Annotated in this window: 8 protein-coding genes and 3 rRNA genes; 6 read left to right on the plus strand and 5 right to left on the minus strand. The window is 67.2% G+C overall.

The annotated features are described in order from the left end of the window. Positions 1 to 3 precede the first annotated feature (3 nt). The 4 genes from GA0074704_RS14535 to GA0074704_RS14550 all read right to left on the minus strand — a co-directional run bounded on the left by GA0074704_RS14535 (position 4) and on the right by GA0074704_RS14550 (position 2399). A complete protein-coding gene (locus tag GA0074704_RS14535) occupies positions 4 to 315 on the minus strand; it encodes a PRC-barrel domain containing protein (RefSeq protein WP_231926435.1) in 312 nt (103 codons plus the stop codon). Continuing rightward, positions 308 to 688, minus strand: a complete 381-nt coding sequence (locus GA0074704_RS14540) for a hypothetical protein (RefSeq protein WP_088971020.1) — start codon at positions 686 to 688, stop codon at positions 308 to 310. Before GA0074704_RS14540 ends, GA0074704_RS14535 begins: the two co-directional genes overlap by 8 nt. After that, positions 685 to 1911 carry an NRAMP family divalent metal transporter gene (locus GA0074704_RS14545; protein WP_088971021.1) on the minus strand — a complete coding sequence of 409 codons (1227 nt, stop codon included), beginning with the start codon at positions 1909 to 1911 and terminating at the stop codon, positions 685 to 687. The genes GA0074704_RS14540 and GA0074704_RS14545 overlap by 4 nt, the downstream gene beginning before the upstream one ends. Before the next feature lie 104 nt (positions 1912 to 2015). Continuing rightward, on the minus strand, positions 2016 to 2399 hold the full coding sequence (locus tag GA0074704_RS14550; protein ID WP_172880917.1) for a PaaI family thioesterase: 384 nt from the start codon (positions 2397 to 2399) through the stop codon (positions 2016 to 2018). Between the two features lie 108 nt (positions 2400 to 2507). On the opposite strand from GA0074704_RS14550, the gene tyrS reads away from it, so the two are divergent. The 4 genes from tyrS to rrf all read left to right on the plus strand — a co-directional run bounded on the left by tyrS (position 2508) and on the right by rrf (position 9632). Beyond that, positions 2508 to 3791: a tyrosine--tRNA ligase gene (tyrS, locus tag GA0074704_RS14555; RefSeq protein ID WP_088973681.1), complete on the plus strand. Its 1284-nt coding sequence runs from the start codon at positions 2508 to 2510 to the stop codon at positions 3789 to 3791. A gap of 647 nt (positions 3792 to 4438) precedes the next feature. After that, a 16S ribosomal RNA gene (locus GA0074704_RS14560) occupies positions 4439 to 5953 on the plus strand. A 372-nt stretch (positions 5954 to 6325) separates the two neighbouring features. Further along, positions 6326 to 9438 (plus strand): 23S ribosomal RNA (locus GA0074704_RS14565). A 77-nt stretch (positions 9439 to 9515) separates the two neighbouring features. Then, positions 9516 to 9632 (plus strand): 5S ribosomal RNA (gene rrf, locus GA0074704_RS14570). The 16S, 23S and 5S rRNA genes sit together here, the layout of an rRNA operon. A gap of 1304 nt (positions 9633 to 10936) precedes the next feature. On the opposite strand, the gene GA0074704_RS28795 is transcribed toward rrf, so the two are convergent. Further along, the gene (locus tag GA0074704_RS28795) at positions 10937 to 11398 is read right to left on the minus strand and encodes a hypothetical protein (protein WP_157743675.1); all 462 of its coding nucleotides are present in this window, start codon (positions 11396 to 11398) and stop codon (positions 10937 to 10939) included. Between GA0074704_RS28795 and GA0074704_RS14575 the strand changes: the two genes are divergently transcribed. Continuing rightward, positions 11375 to 12340 carry a tetratricopeptide repeat protein gene (locus tag GA0074704_RS14575; RefSeq protein ID WP_408632000.1) on the plus strand — a complete coding sequence of 322 codons (966 nt, stop codon included), beginning with the start codon at positions 11375 to 11377 and terminating at the stop codon, positions 12338 to 12340. The genes GA0074704_RS28795 and GA0074704_RS14575 overlap by 24 nt on opposite strands. Then, positions 12337 to 13353 carry an HAD-IIA family hydrolase gene (locus tag GA0074704_RS14580; RefSeq protein WP_088971023.1) on the plus strand — a complete coding sequence of 339 codons (1017 nt, stop codon included), beginning with the start codon at positions 12337 to 12339 and terminating at the stop codon, positions 13351 to 13353. The genes GA0074704_RS14575 and GA0074704_RS14580 overlap by 4 nt, the downstream gene beginning before the upstream one ends. Position 13354: the final 1 nt, after the last annotated feature.

The raw sequence follows: 13354 nt of genomic DNA on the forward strand, positions 1-13354 counted from the left end.
GCCTCAGCGGTCCCGGGCCGGGCGGCCGAACGGGAAGCCGGGCACCGGCGGCAGCAGCTGGACCCGGTCGGCCGGGAACTGGTGGGTGCTGCGCCCCAGCAGCCGAGCGGCGACCCGCAGCAGCCACGGACCGGACGGGTGCAGCTCCGGCCCGATCAGCCGGTCCGTGACCCGGGTCCACCAGTGCCCGGCGACGATCACGTCGGTGATCCGCAGCCGCTCCGGGGGGAAGCCGCCCCGGACCACCACGTCCACCACCCACCCGAGCCGTCGCCCGTGCAGGTCGTACGCCCGCCTGCCGATCAGCTCACCCACTCGCACGATCGGCCCCCGGGATCCGGTCGATGAGGTGCCGGCGCAGCCAGGACTCCACCGGCGACGGCGGCAGGTCGGCCGCCGCGCAACGCAGCCGTACCGCGCTGTCCACCCGGGCGACCTGGGCCAACGGTATCCGCAGCGGCGGCACGGGCGGCCGGTCGACGAAACGGTCGGCGACCGCCACCAGCAGCCGGCCCACCCGGCCGCCGACCCGCTGCCCGAGCGCGCCCTGCCCGGTCAGCAGGAACTCCACGTACGGGTAGCCCTCCTCGTCGACGGCGAAGACGATGTCGTCGACCCGCCCGACCAACCGGCCGTGCACGTCGACGATCTGCCGGTCGAGCAACTGCTTGGCGAGCTGGAGCCTCACTGTCCCATCCTCGTGATGATCGCCAACGGGATCGCCGCCACCGAGGCGGCGACGATCAGCAGCAGGAACAGCGCGCCGAGCAGGTTGTTCCACCGTCCGTTGACCCGGTCGCCCAGGTAGCCGCGGTCGTTGGCGACCACCAGGATCGGCAGGTACGTCAACGGCAGCACGACCGCGCTGAACACCAGCATGTACTCGGTGAGCCGCACCGGGTCGACGGCGGTCATCAGCATCAGCACCCCGAGCAGCACGCTGACCAGCAGCACGCTGTGGAACCGGGCCGCCTCCCGCGGGCTGACCCGCTTGCCCCACTGCCAGCCGAAGTACTGCGCGGCGGCGTACGCGGCCGACAGGCCGGTCTCCAACGCGGCGCCGAAGGTCACCGCGAAGAACGCCAGCACCGCGACGACCAACCCGACTCCGCCGAAGGCCGTCACCACCGGCTGCGCCACCTGGTCGAGGCTGTTCACCGACATGCCCGACGGGTGGTACGCCACCGCGGCGACGGCGATCAGCGACAGTGCCAGGAAGCCGCCGACCGGGAAGCCGATCAGCACGTTGGAGCGGGCGGCGGCGAGGTCGGCGGCGCTCCAGTTCTCCTCCACCCCGCCAGAGGAGAAGAAGAACACCTCGTACGGGCTGACCGTGGAGGCGAACAGGGCCACCGCCACGAACCAGTACACCGACCAGCTCTCCGCGCCCGAGCTGACGTGCAGGCTCTGCTGCCCGAGCCGGCCCCAGTCGGTGGGCAGCGCGAACAGCGCCACGGCGAAGACCAGCAGCGCCAGCCCGGCCAGCCCGAAGACCCGCTCCATCAGCTGGAACCGCATCCGCCACAGCACCAGCCAGACCGCCACCCCGGCCACCGGCACCCAGACCAGGTAGTGGATGCCCGAGGCGAGCTGCAACGCCAGCGCCACCCCGCCGAGCTCCGCGGCGAGGGTGAGCACGGTGACCAGCCAGGAGGCCACCAGGTTCAGCAGCGCCACCCGCGGCCCCAGCCGCTCCCGCACCAGGTCGAACACCGCGCGGCCGCTCACCGCCGCGATCCGCCCGGCCATCTCCGCGTACGCGCAGATGCCGAGCACCCCGACCAGCAGCACCCAGGCGTGCGCCATGCCGAAGCGGGCCCCGGCCTGGCTCGCGGCCACCAGGTCGCCGATGTCGACGAAGCCCCCGATCGCGGAGAGGATCCCGAGGGTGGCGGCCAGCAGCCTTCTCACGGCGCGCGGCGGTCGGGTGTCATCGCCGTGACGATATTCGGTACGAACCGGTCAGGTTGCGGCATTCCGCAACATCGCGTGACCGGCCTCCGGTCGGCAGCCGGTCAGGCGGCGGTCAGGTTCTGCAGGCGTACCTGGCCGCGGGCGACCAGCCGCTCGTCGGCGTCGGTGATCTCCACCAGCCAGAGCTGCTGGCTGCGGCCCCGGTGCACCGGGGTGCCGACGGCGGTCAGCTCCCCGTCCCGGACGGCGCGCAGGAAGTCGGTCTGGTTGGACACCCCGACCACCCGTCCCCGGTCGCCCAGCCAGAGCGAGCCGCCGATGCTGGCGGCGGTCTCCACCACCGAGCAGTACACGCCGCCGTGCTGGATGCCGAACGGCTGGTGCAGCTCGGGACGGACCTGCCAGCGGATGACCACCCGGTCGCCGCTGACCTCGTCCAGCTTCAGGCCCAGCAGGGCGACGAAGCCCCCGGTCAGATCCGGCATCTCCACGGCTGCTCCTCCTCGCTGGTGTGCGAACCGACAGCCTAGTGGCGACGGTCGCCGGCAAACCCGGTACGGCCCCGGCCCGGTCATGGGGGAGAATCGGTGACCGTGACCGACAGCAAGCGCCCGCACGGGCGGGACTCCCTGACCGAAGACCTGCGGTGGCGGGGCCTGATCCAGGACTCCACCGGCCCCGACGAGCTGCGTGAGCTGCTCGACGGCGGGACGGCCACCTTTTATGTGGGCTTCGATCCGACCGCGCCCAGCCTGCACGTCGGCCACCTCATGCAGGTCGCCACGGCACGCCGGCTCCAGCTCGCCGGGCACCGGCCGCTGCTGCTGGTGGGCGGGGCCACCGGGCAGATCGGCGACCCCAAGGAGAGCGCCGAGCGGACGCTCAACCCGCCCGAGGTGGTGGCCGGCTGGGTGCAGCGGATCCGCGACCAGCTCGCCCCCTTCGTGTCGTACGAGGGGGAGAACGCGGCCCGGCTGGTCAACAACCTGGACTGGACCGGCCAGATGTCGGTGGTGGAGTTCCTCCGCGACGTCGGCAAGCACTTCCCGGTCAACAAGATGCTGGCCCGGGAGGTGGTCAAGGCCCGGCTGGAGAGCGGCATCAGCTTCACTGAGTTCAGCTACCAGCTGTTGCAGGCCAACGACTTCTTCGAGCTGCACCGGCGGCACGGCTGCCAGCTGCAGTACGGCGGCTCCGACCAGTGGGGCAACATCACCGCCGGCGTCGACTACGTGCGTCGGCGCGGCGCCGGGCCGGTGCAGGCGTTCACCACCCCGCTGGTCACCCGCGCGGACGGCACGAAGTTCGGCAAGACCGAGGGAGGTGCGGTCTGGCTCGACCCCGAGATGACCAGCCCGTACGCCTTCTACCAGTTCTGGGTCAACGCCGACGACCGGGACGTGACCCGTTACCTGCGCTACTTCAGCTTCCGCAGCCGGGAGGAGCTGGAGGAGCTGGAGAAGGACACCGCGGAGCGGCCGCAGGCGCGGCTGGCCCAGCGGGCGCTGGCCGAGGAGCTGACCACGCTGGTGCACGGCGAACGCGAGATGGCGCAGGCCGTCGCGGCGAGCCAGGCGCTCTTCGGTCGGGGGTCGTTGGAGGAACTCTCCCCGGAGACCCTGCGCGCGGCGCTCACCGAGGCGGGGCTGGTGCACCTGACGGAGTTGCCGGACGTCGCGGGCCTGCTCAAGGAGTCGGGCCTGGTGCCGAGCATGAAGGAAGCGCGCCGGGTGATCACCGAGGGCGGGGCGTACGTCAACAACACGCGGGTGACCGAGGTGGACGCGACGGTCTCCCCGGCGGACCTGCTGCACGGCCGGTACCTGGTGCTGCGCCGGGGCAAGCGGTCCTTCGCCGGCGTTGAGCTGGGCAGATAGTCCGCGGTCGACGGTGTGACGGGGGACGCCCCCGGCGGATTTGACGATCAATCCGCCGGGGGCGTAACTTTTTCTCCGTCAGCGCGGAACGGACGAAACAGGCGAAAGACCTGGGAGGCCGGAGCGCAGAGACAATCCCCGAAGCCCGATGGTTCACGCCGGCGGGAACAGGGACCGGGCGATGCCCCGGATTCGCCGGGAGGCGGATTTGGTGGGGCGGAGTCGACCGGGTAAGGTAGTCGACCGGCAGGGAAACGGACGAGCTCGCGGGTGACCGCAGGGCGGCCGGCCTGTCAAAGCCATGAAGCGTCCGGCGCGAGCTGGTTGATTTGTGGTGCCCGGAATTCGGGTGGAAGCATGACAAACCGCGAAACACTGGTTTGACACGGCGGAAACCACCGGGTAACGTAGTAAAAGTGCCCGGCGCGAGAGCGGCGGGGATGCGGACGAAATGCCCCGGACGGGGTCCTGCGGTTAGTGGGGCTGTCGGATGGTGTGTGGTTGTTCTTTGAGAACTCAACAGGGTGTTTGATAAGCCAGTGCCAATTATGATTTATACCCCGTACTGGTTGAGGGCTTCGGTTCTTGGCTGGTTGGGATTCCTTTGGCAACACTTTTGTTGCCGGGATGGATTGTTCAACAAGTTTTTGTTGGAGAGTTTGATCCTGGCTCAGGACGAACGCTGGCGGCGTGCTTAACACATGCAAGTCGAGCGGAAAGGCCCTTCGGGGTACTCGAGCGGCGAACGGGTGAGTAACACGTGAGCAACCTGCCCTAGGCTTTGGGATAACCCCGGGAAACCGGGGCTAATACCGAATATGACCTTTCCTCGCATGAGGTTTGGTGGAAAGTTTTTCGGCCTGGGATGGGCTCGCGGCCTATCAGCTTGTTGGTGGGGTGATGGCCTACCAAGGCGACGACGGGTAGCCGGCCTGAGAGGGCGACCGGCCACACTGGGACTGAGACACGGCCCAGACTCCTACGGGAGGCAGCAGTGGGGAATATTGCACAATGGGCGGAAGCCTGATGCAGCGACGCCGCGTGAGGGATGACGGCCTTCGGGTTGTAAACCTCTTTCAGCAGGGACGAAGCGTAAGTGACGGTACCTGCAGAAGAAGCACCGGCCAACTACGTGCCAGCAGCCGCGGTAAGACGTAGGGTGCGAGCGTTGTCCGGATTTATTGGGCGTAAAGAGCTCGTAGGCGGCTTGTCGCGTCGACCGTGAAAACTTGGGGCTCAACTCCAAGCCTGCGGTCGATACGGGCAGGCTAGAGTTCGGTAGGGGAGACTGGAATTCCTGGTGTAGCGGTGAAATGCGCAGATATCAGGAGGAACACCGGTGGCGAAGGCGGGTCTCTGGGCCGATACTGACGCTGAGGAGCGAAAGCGTGGGGAGCGAACAGGATTAGATACCCTGGTAGTCCACGCTGTAAACGTTGGGCGCTAGGTGTGGGGGGCCTCTCCGGTTCCCTGTGCCGCAGCTAACGCATTAAGCGCCCCGCCTGGGGAGTACGGCCGCAAGGCTAAAACTCAAAGGAATTGACGGGGGCCCGCACAAGCGGCGGAGCATGCGGATTAATTCGATGCAACGCGAAGAACCTTACCTGGGTTTGACATGGCCGCAAAACCTCCAGAGATGGGGGGTCCTTCGGGGGCGGTCACAGGTGGTGCATGGCTGTCGTCAGCTCGTGTCGTGAGATGTTGGGTTAAGTCCCGCAACGAGCGCAACCCTCGTTCGATGTTGCCAGCGCGTTATGGCGGGGACTCATCGAAGACTGCCGGGGTCAACTCGGAGGAAGGTGGGGATGACGTCAAGTCATCATGCCCCTTATGTCCAGGGCTTCACGCATGCTACAATGGCCGGTACAATGGGCTGCGATACCGTGAGGTGGAGCGAATCCCAAAAAGCCGGTCTCAGTTCGGATCGGGGTCTGCAACTCGACCCCGTGAAGTCGGAGTCGCTAGTAATCGCAGATCAGCAACGCTGCGGTGAATACGTTCCCGGGCCTTGTACACACCGCCCGTCACGTCACGAAAGTCGGCAACACCCGAAGCCGGTGGCCCAACCCTTGTGGAGGGAGCCGTCGAAGGTGGGGCTGGCGATTGGGACGAAGTCGTAACAAGGTAGCCGTACCGGAAGGTGCGGCTGGATCACCTCCTTTCTAAGGAGCACCATCCAGCGAAAGCTGGTATGGAGCCCGCACCGTCCGAATGTGGCGGTGGGGTGCTCGATGGCGGAGACACTGGCCAGTTTTTCCTCGGCAACGGTCGGGGCGCCTAGTACAGCCACTTCGGTGGTGGGAACGGTTTGCCTTCGGTGCGGCTGAGGAGGAGCGCAGAACACCCTGTTGGGTCCTGAAGGAACAACCGTTGGTTGTCTTTCAGAGCCTTGATGATGAGCGGAAGCTTGTCGAGGCGCCAGGCACGGCCTGGCCTTGCAAACCGTGATCCTGTGTGGGTCGTAGGTGTGGGGCTGTTCGGGTTGTGGGTTGGTCGTTTGTTGAGAATTGCACAGTGGACGCGAGCATCTTTGTGGTCAAGTTGTCAAGGGCGAACGGTGGATGCCTTGGCACCAGGAGCCGATGAAGGACGTGGGAGGCCGCGATAGGCCTGGGGGAGCTGTCAACCAAGCTGTGATCCCAGGGTGTCCGAATGGGGAAACCTGGCACCAGTCATGTGGTGTCACCTGCACCTGAACACATAGGGTGTATGGGGGGAACGCGGGGAAGTGAAACATCTCAGTACCCGTAGGAAGAGAAAACAATTTAGTGATTCCGTGAGTAGTGGCGAGCGAAAGCGGATCGAGGCTAAACCGGCTGCGTGTGATACCTGTCAGGGGTTGCGTGGTCGGGGTTGTGGGACCCCGCTAGACAAGCTGACACTTGTCTGAGGAGTTACAAAGTCAGTGGCTAGCCGAATGGTGTGGAAAAGCCAACCGTAGACGGTGACAGTCCGGTACGTGAAAGTTGCTGACCTTCTGTGGGTGTTCCCGAGTAGCGGCGGACCCCTGAAATCTGCCGTGAATCTGCCAGGACCACCTGGTAAGCCTAAATACTTCCTGGTGACCGATAGCGGACGAGTACCGTGAGGGAATGGTGAAAAGTACCCCGGGAGGGGAGTGAAATAGTACCTGAAACCGTTCGCCTACAATCCGTCGGAGCCTTGCGGGGTGACGGCGTGCCTTTTGAAGAATGAGCCTGCGAGTTAGTGGCATGTGGCGAGGTTAACCCGTGTGGGGGAGCCGTAGCGAAAGCGAGTCTGAATAGGGCGCTCTTGAGTCGCATGCTCTAGACCCGAAGCGGAGTGATCTAGCCATGGGCAGGCTGAAGCGCGGGTAAGACCGCGTGGAGGGCCGAACCCACCAACGTTGAAAAGTTGGGGGATGACCTGTGGTTAGGGGTGAAAGGCCAATCAAACTCCGTGATAGCTGGTTCTCCCCGAAATGCATTTAGGTGCAGCGTCGCGTGTTTCTTGCCGGAGGTAGAGCACTGGATGGTCTAGGGGGCGCACAAGCTTACCGAAATCAGCCAAACTCCGAATGCCGGTAAGTGAGAGCGCGGCAGTGAGACTGCGGGGGATAAGCTTCGTAGTCGAGAGGGAAACAGCCCAGATCACCAGCTAAGGCCCCTAAGCGTGTGCTAAGTGGAAAAGGATGTGGGGTCGCATAGACAACCAGGAGGTTGGCTTAGAAGCAGCCACCCTTTAAAGAGTGCGTAATAGCTCACTGGTCAAGTGGTTCCGCGCCGACAATGTAGCGGGGCTCAAGCACACCGCCGAAGCTGTGGCATTCACATTTTAACCTCGTCGGGTCTTGATATCCGGTGCAGGTGTGTGGATGGGTAGGGGAGCGTCGTGCCGGGGGTGAAGCAACGGGGTGACCTAGTTGTGGACGCGGCACGAGTGAGAATGCAGGCATGAGTAGCGAAAGAAGGGTGAGAAACCCTTCCGCCGGATGACCAAGGGTTCCAGGGCCAGGCTAATCCGCCCTGGGTGAGTCGGGACCTAAGGCGAGGCCGAGAGGCGTAGTCGATGGACAACGGGTTGATATTCCCGTACCCGCGAAAGAGCGACCCTGACGAACCTCGTTGTGCTAACCACCCAAACCATCCAAGACCTTCGGGTTGAGGGTGGGGAGCGTGGGAACCTGGCGGGTAGTAGTCAAGCGATGGGGTGACGCAGGAAGGTAGCTGAGCCCGGCCGGTGGTTGTGCCGGGGTAAGCGTGTAGGCCGTACCGTAGGCAAATCCGCGGTGCACATAGGCTGAGACGTGATGCCGAGCCGATTCAGGTGAAGTCAGTGATCCTATGCTGCCGAGAAAAGCCTCTAGCGAGTTCTTAGCGGCCCGTACCCCAAACCGACACAGGTGGTCAGGTAGAGAATACCGAGGCGATCGGGCGAACTGTGGTTAAGGAACTCGGCAAATTGCCCCCGTAACTTAGGGAGAAGGGGGGCCGGAGACGTGAAGCCCCGCGCGGGTGGAGCGTTGTATGGCCGCAGAGAGCAGGGGGAAGCGACTGTTTACTAAAAACACAGGTCCATGCGAAGAAGTAATTCGATGTATATGGACTGACGCCTGCCCGGTGCTGGAACGTTAAGGGGACCTGTTAGCTCTTCGGGGCGAAGCGGAGAACTTAAGCGCCAGTAAACGGCGGTGGTAACTATAACCATCCTAAGGTAGCGAAATTCCTTGTCGGGTAAGTTCCGACCTGCACGAATGGCGTAACGACTTCCCCACTGTCTCAACCACAGGCCCGGCGAAATTGCATTACGAGTAAAGATGCTCGTTACGCGCGGCAGGACGGAAAGACCCCGGGACCTTTACTATAGCTTGACATTGGTATCTGAATGAGCTTGTGTAGGATAGGTGGGAGCCGGTGAAGTCCATACGCCAGTATGGGTGGAGGCAATCTTGAAATACCACTCTGGTTGATTTGGGTATCTAACTTCGGACCGTTATCCGGTTCAGGGACAGTGTCTGGTGGGTAGTTTAACTGGGGCGGTTGCCTCCTAAAGGGTAACGGAGGCGCCCAAAGGTTCCCTCAGCCTGGTTGGCAATCAGGTGTTGAGTGCAAGTGCACAAGGGAGCTTGACTGTGAGACTGACAGGTCGAGCAGGGACGAAAGTCGGGACTAGTGATCCGGCACTGGCATGTGGAAGCGGTGTCGCTCAACGGATAAAAGGTACCCCGGGGATAACAGGCTGATCTTCCCCAAGAGTCCATATCGACGGGATGGTTTGGCACCTCGATGTCGGCTCGTCGCATCCTGGGGCTGTAGCAGGTCCCAAGGGTTGGGCTGTTCGCCCATTAAAGCGGTACGCGAGCTGGGTTTAGAACGTCGTGAGACAGTTCGGTCCCTATCCGCCGTGCGCGTAGGATACTTGAGAAGGGCTGTCCCTAGTACGAGAGGACCGGGACGGACGAACCTCTGGTGTGCCAGTTGTCCCGCCAGGGGCACGGCTGGTTAGCTACGTTCGGAAGGGATAACCGCTGAAAGCATCTAAGCGGGAAGCTCGCTTCAAGATGAGGTATCCCACCACTCTTTGAGTGGGTAAGGCCCCCAGCTAGACGACTGGGTTGATAGGCCGGAACTGTAAGCCCGGTAACGGGTTCAGGTGACCGGTACTAATAGGCCGAGGACTTGACTACGAAGCTGCTACGCGTCCACTGTGCAACTCTGAACAACCGAACACCCCACGAGAGTGTGTTTGACATGTTCATAGAGTTACGGCGGTCATGGCGGAGGGGAAACGCCCGGTCACATTCCGAACCCGGAAGCTAAGCCCTCCAGCGCCGATGGTACTGCACTCGGGAGGGTGTGGGAGAGTAGGACGCCGCCGGACAAACATTCCAGTCGAGGGCCGCCCCAATGAGGGTCGGCCCTCGACTGCGTTAGCGTCCTCGGAGACGCATGAGGAAGGATGTACCCGTGAGTGCAGGACCGCAGGGCGGCGATCGCCCCCGTCGTTACGAGGACCGTACCGACCGTCAGCCGGGGCGTGACGACGCCCGCCGCGACGACCGTCCCCCGTACCGCGGGAGCCGCGACGACCGCGCCGGCGGCCAGCGGGGTGGCGCCGGCGGTGACCGCCGTGAAGGCGGCTTCCGCCGAGGCGACAACCGCGAAGGTGGCTTCCGCGGCGGTGACCGCCGTGAGGGTGGCTTCCGGGGCGGTGACCGTGAGGGCGGCTTCCGCGGTGGTGAGCGTCGCGAAGGCGGCTTCCGCTCGGGTCCCCGTGAGGGTGGCTTCCGCGGTGGCGACAGCCGCGAGGGCGGGTTCCGCGGCGGTGACCGTGGTGAGCGTCGTGAGGGTGGCTTCCGCGGCGGCGACCGTCGTGAGGGCGGGTTCCGTTCCGGTCCGCGTGAGGGCGGCGCGCGCGAGGGTGGCTTCCGCGGTGGTGAGCGCCGTGAGGGTGGTTTCCGCGGTGGGGACAGCCGTGAGGGTGGCTTCCGGTCCTCGGGTCCGCGTGAGGGTGGCTTCCGCCGTGACGGCGACGCGCCGCGCGAGGGTGGCTTCCGTGGCGGCGACCGTCGTGAGGGCGGTTTCCGTGGCGGGGACAGCCGCGAGGGTGGCTTCCGCGGCGGTGACCGCGGTGAACGCCGCGAGGGCGGCTTCCGCTCCGGGCCGCGTGAGGGCGGTGACCGTCGTGAGGGTGGCTTCCGGTCCTCGGGTCCGCGTGAGGGTGGCTTCCGCCGTGACGGCGACGCGCCGCGCGAAGGCGGGTTCCGCGGCGGCGACCGCCGCGAGGGTGGCTTCCGTGGTGGCGACCGCGAGGGTGGCTTCCGTGGCGGCGAGCGCCGTGAGGGCGGTTTCCGCGGTGGGGACAACCGCGAGGGCGGGTTCCGCTCCTCGGGCCCGCGCGAGGGCGGCTTCCGCGGCGGCGACCGTCGTGAGGGTGGCTTCCGAGGTGGCGACCGTGAGGGTGGCTTCCGCGGCGGTGACCGTGGTGAGCGCCGTGAGGGTGGCTTCCGCGGTGGCGACAATCGTGAGGGCGGCTTCCGCTCCGGGCCGCGTGAGGGCGGTGACCGTCGTGAGGGTGGCTTCCGGTCCTCGGGCCCGCGTGAGGGTGGCTTCCGCCGTGACGGCGACGCGCCGCGCGAGGGTGGCTTCCGCGGCGGTGACCGTCGTGAGAGTGGCTTCCGGTCTTCAGGTCCGCGTGAGGGCGGCTTCCGCGGTGGCGACAACCGCGAGGGCGGGTTCCGCGGTGGTGAGCGCCGTGAGGGCGGTTTCCGCGGTGGCGACAACCGCGAGGGTGGCTTCCGCGGCGGTGACCGTGGCGAGCGCCGTGAGGGTGGTTTCCGTGGCGGGGACAACCGTGAGGGCGGTTTCCGCGGCGGCGCGGACCGGCCGCGTACCGAGCGGGACGGCGAGCGGCGTGGCTTCGGTGAGCGCCGCAGCTTCGACGACCGGCGTCGCGAGGGTGGCGACGGTGCCGGGGCGCCGCGCGACCGTGACGACGACCGGCGGGACCGGGCCGAGGGTGGCGAGGGCGGACGCCCAACGGCGCCCGCCCTGCCGGACGAGATCGTCGCGAGCGACCTCGACACCGCCGTCCGCGCCGAGCTGCTCTCGCTGAACAAGCCGGTGGCGGAGACCGTCGCCCGGCACCTGGTGGCGACCGGCCAGCTGATCGACGAGGACCCGGCCGAGGCGCTGGCGCACGCCCTGGCGGCACGGCGGCTCGCGTCGCGGATCTCCGCCGTGCGGGAGGCGGTCGGGCTGGCCGCGTACCACGCGGGCGAGTGGCAGACGGCGATCGCCGAGCTGCGGACGTACCACCGGATGACCGGTCTGCAGAGCCACCTCGCGGTGCTGGCCGACTGTGAGCGGGCACTGGGCCGTCCGGAGCGGGCGATCGACCTGTTCCGCGGCGCCGACCAGGAGAAGCTCGACAAGGCCGTCTCGATCGAGCTGCTGATCGTGGCCGCCGGCGCCCGGGGTGACCTCGGTCAGAAGGACGCGGCCGTGGCCATGCTCCAGGTGCGCGAGCTCACCACCGAGACGCCGGAGCCGTGGACGGCCCGGCTGCGCTACGCGTACGCCGACGCGCTGCTGGCGGTCGGCCGCCGCGAGGAGGCCCGTGAGTGGTTCTCCCGGGCCGCCGACGTGGACGCCGAGGGCGAGACCGACGCCGCCGAGCGGCTGCTGGAGCTCGACGGTGTGGTCATCGAGGGCGACGACGAGGACGAGGAGTCGGGCGAGGAGATCGCCGCCGGCCCGGCGACGCTGGGCGCGGTCCCGGCCCGGCCGGACGCCGACCTGACCGCCGACGTCAGTGACCTCGACGAGGACGACGACGGCGCCGATGACCTCGAGGACGACGAGGACGAGGACGACCTCGACGACGACCTCGACGAGGACGCCCGCGACGCCGACGCACCGACCGCCGGCGAGCGCACTGCCGACGAGCGCACCGCGGACGAGCGGACCGACGGCGAGCGCGCGCACCTGACCGGCCCGCAGGCCGGCGTGGCCGAGCCCACCGGTCCGGTCGCCAGCGGCGAGGTCACCGGACACACCGGGGACGAGCCGGAGTCCGCGCAGCGATGACCACGAGCGCCGGGGAACGGCTGGTCGACGGGTACGCCCTGGTCGTGTTCGACCTGGACGGCGTCATCTACCTGATCGACCGGCCGATCCCCGGTGCCGTGGAGGCGGTCGGCCGGCTGCACGCCGAGGGTCGGGCCGTCGCGTACGCCACGAACAACGCGTCCCGCCGATCCAGTGAGGTCGCCGACCTGCTCACCGGCATGGGCGTACCGGCCCGGCCGGAAGAGGTGCTGACCTCCGCCGCCGCCTCCGCGGAGCTGCTCCGCGACCGGCTACCCGCCGGCGCGCCCGTGCTGGTGGTCGGCGCGGAGGCGCTGCGGGCCGAGGTCCGCGCCGTCGGGCTGCGCCCCGTGGAGCAGGCCGAGGACGAGCCCGCGGCGGTCGTGCAGGGGTACGGCCCGCAGGTCGGCTGGGTCGACCTGGCCGAGGCGTCGGTGGCGATCCGGGCCGGGGCGCTGTGGATCGCCACCAACACCGACCGGACGCTGCCCAGCGGCCGGGGTCCGCTGCCGGGCAACGGATCCCTGGTGGCGGCGCTGGGTACCGCGCTGCGCCGGGATCCGGACGTGGTCGTGGGCAAGCCGGAGCCGGCGCTCTTCGCCACGGCGGCCCGCCGGGCGGGCACCGGGCGGACCCTGGTGGTCGGGGACCGCTTGGACACCGACATCGAGGGCGCCCGGCGTGCCGGGCTGGACAGCCTGCTCGTGCTCACCGGCGTCAGCGACGTACCGGAGCTGCTGTCGGCCCCGCCGGAGCGGCGACCGACGTACATCTCCCAGGACCTCGCCGGGCTCTTCGACCCGGCGGCCCTGGTCCGGGTGCCCGCGACATCGCCCGCCGGGGACTGGTCGGTCCGGGTGACCGGGAGCGACCTGGAACTCGACGGCGCCGGTCGGCCCCTGGACGCGCTGGCGGCGCTCTGCGCCGCCGCCTGGTCGGCCGGCGTCGAGCCGCTGGTCCGGCCGGCGTCACCGGACGCCGAAGCGGCCCTCGAGGCGCTCGGCCTCGCCTGAC

The organism is Micromonospora siamensis (genome assembly GCF_900090305.1).
Taxonomy (GTDB): domain Bacteria; phylum Actinomycetota; class Actinomycetes; order Mycobacteriales; family Micromonosporaceae; genus Micromonospora; species Micromonospora siamensis.

Bases quoted from the DNA above. Each gene is read 5' to 3' on its own strand.
- GA0074704_RS14550 (WP_172880917.1), bottom strand. From the start codon at position 2,399: ATGCCGGATCTGACCGGGGGCTTCGTCGCCCTGCTGGGCCTGAAGCTG.
- GA0074704_RS14580 (WP_088971023.1), top strand. From the start codon at position 12,337: ATGACCACGAGCGCCGGGGAACGGCTGGTCGACGGGTACGCCCTGGTC.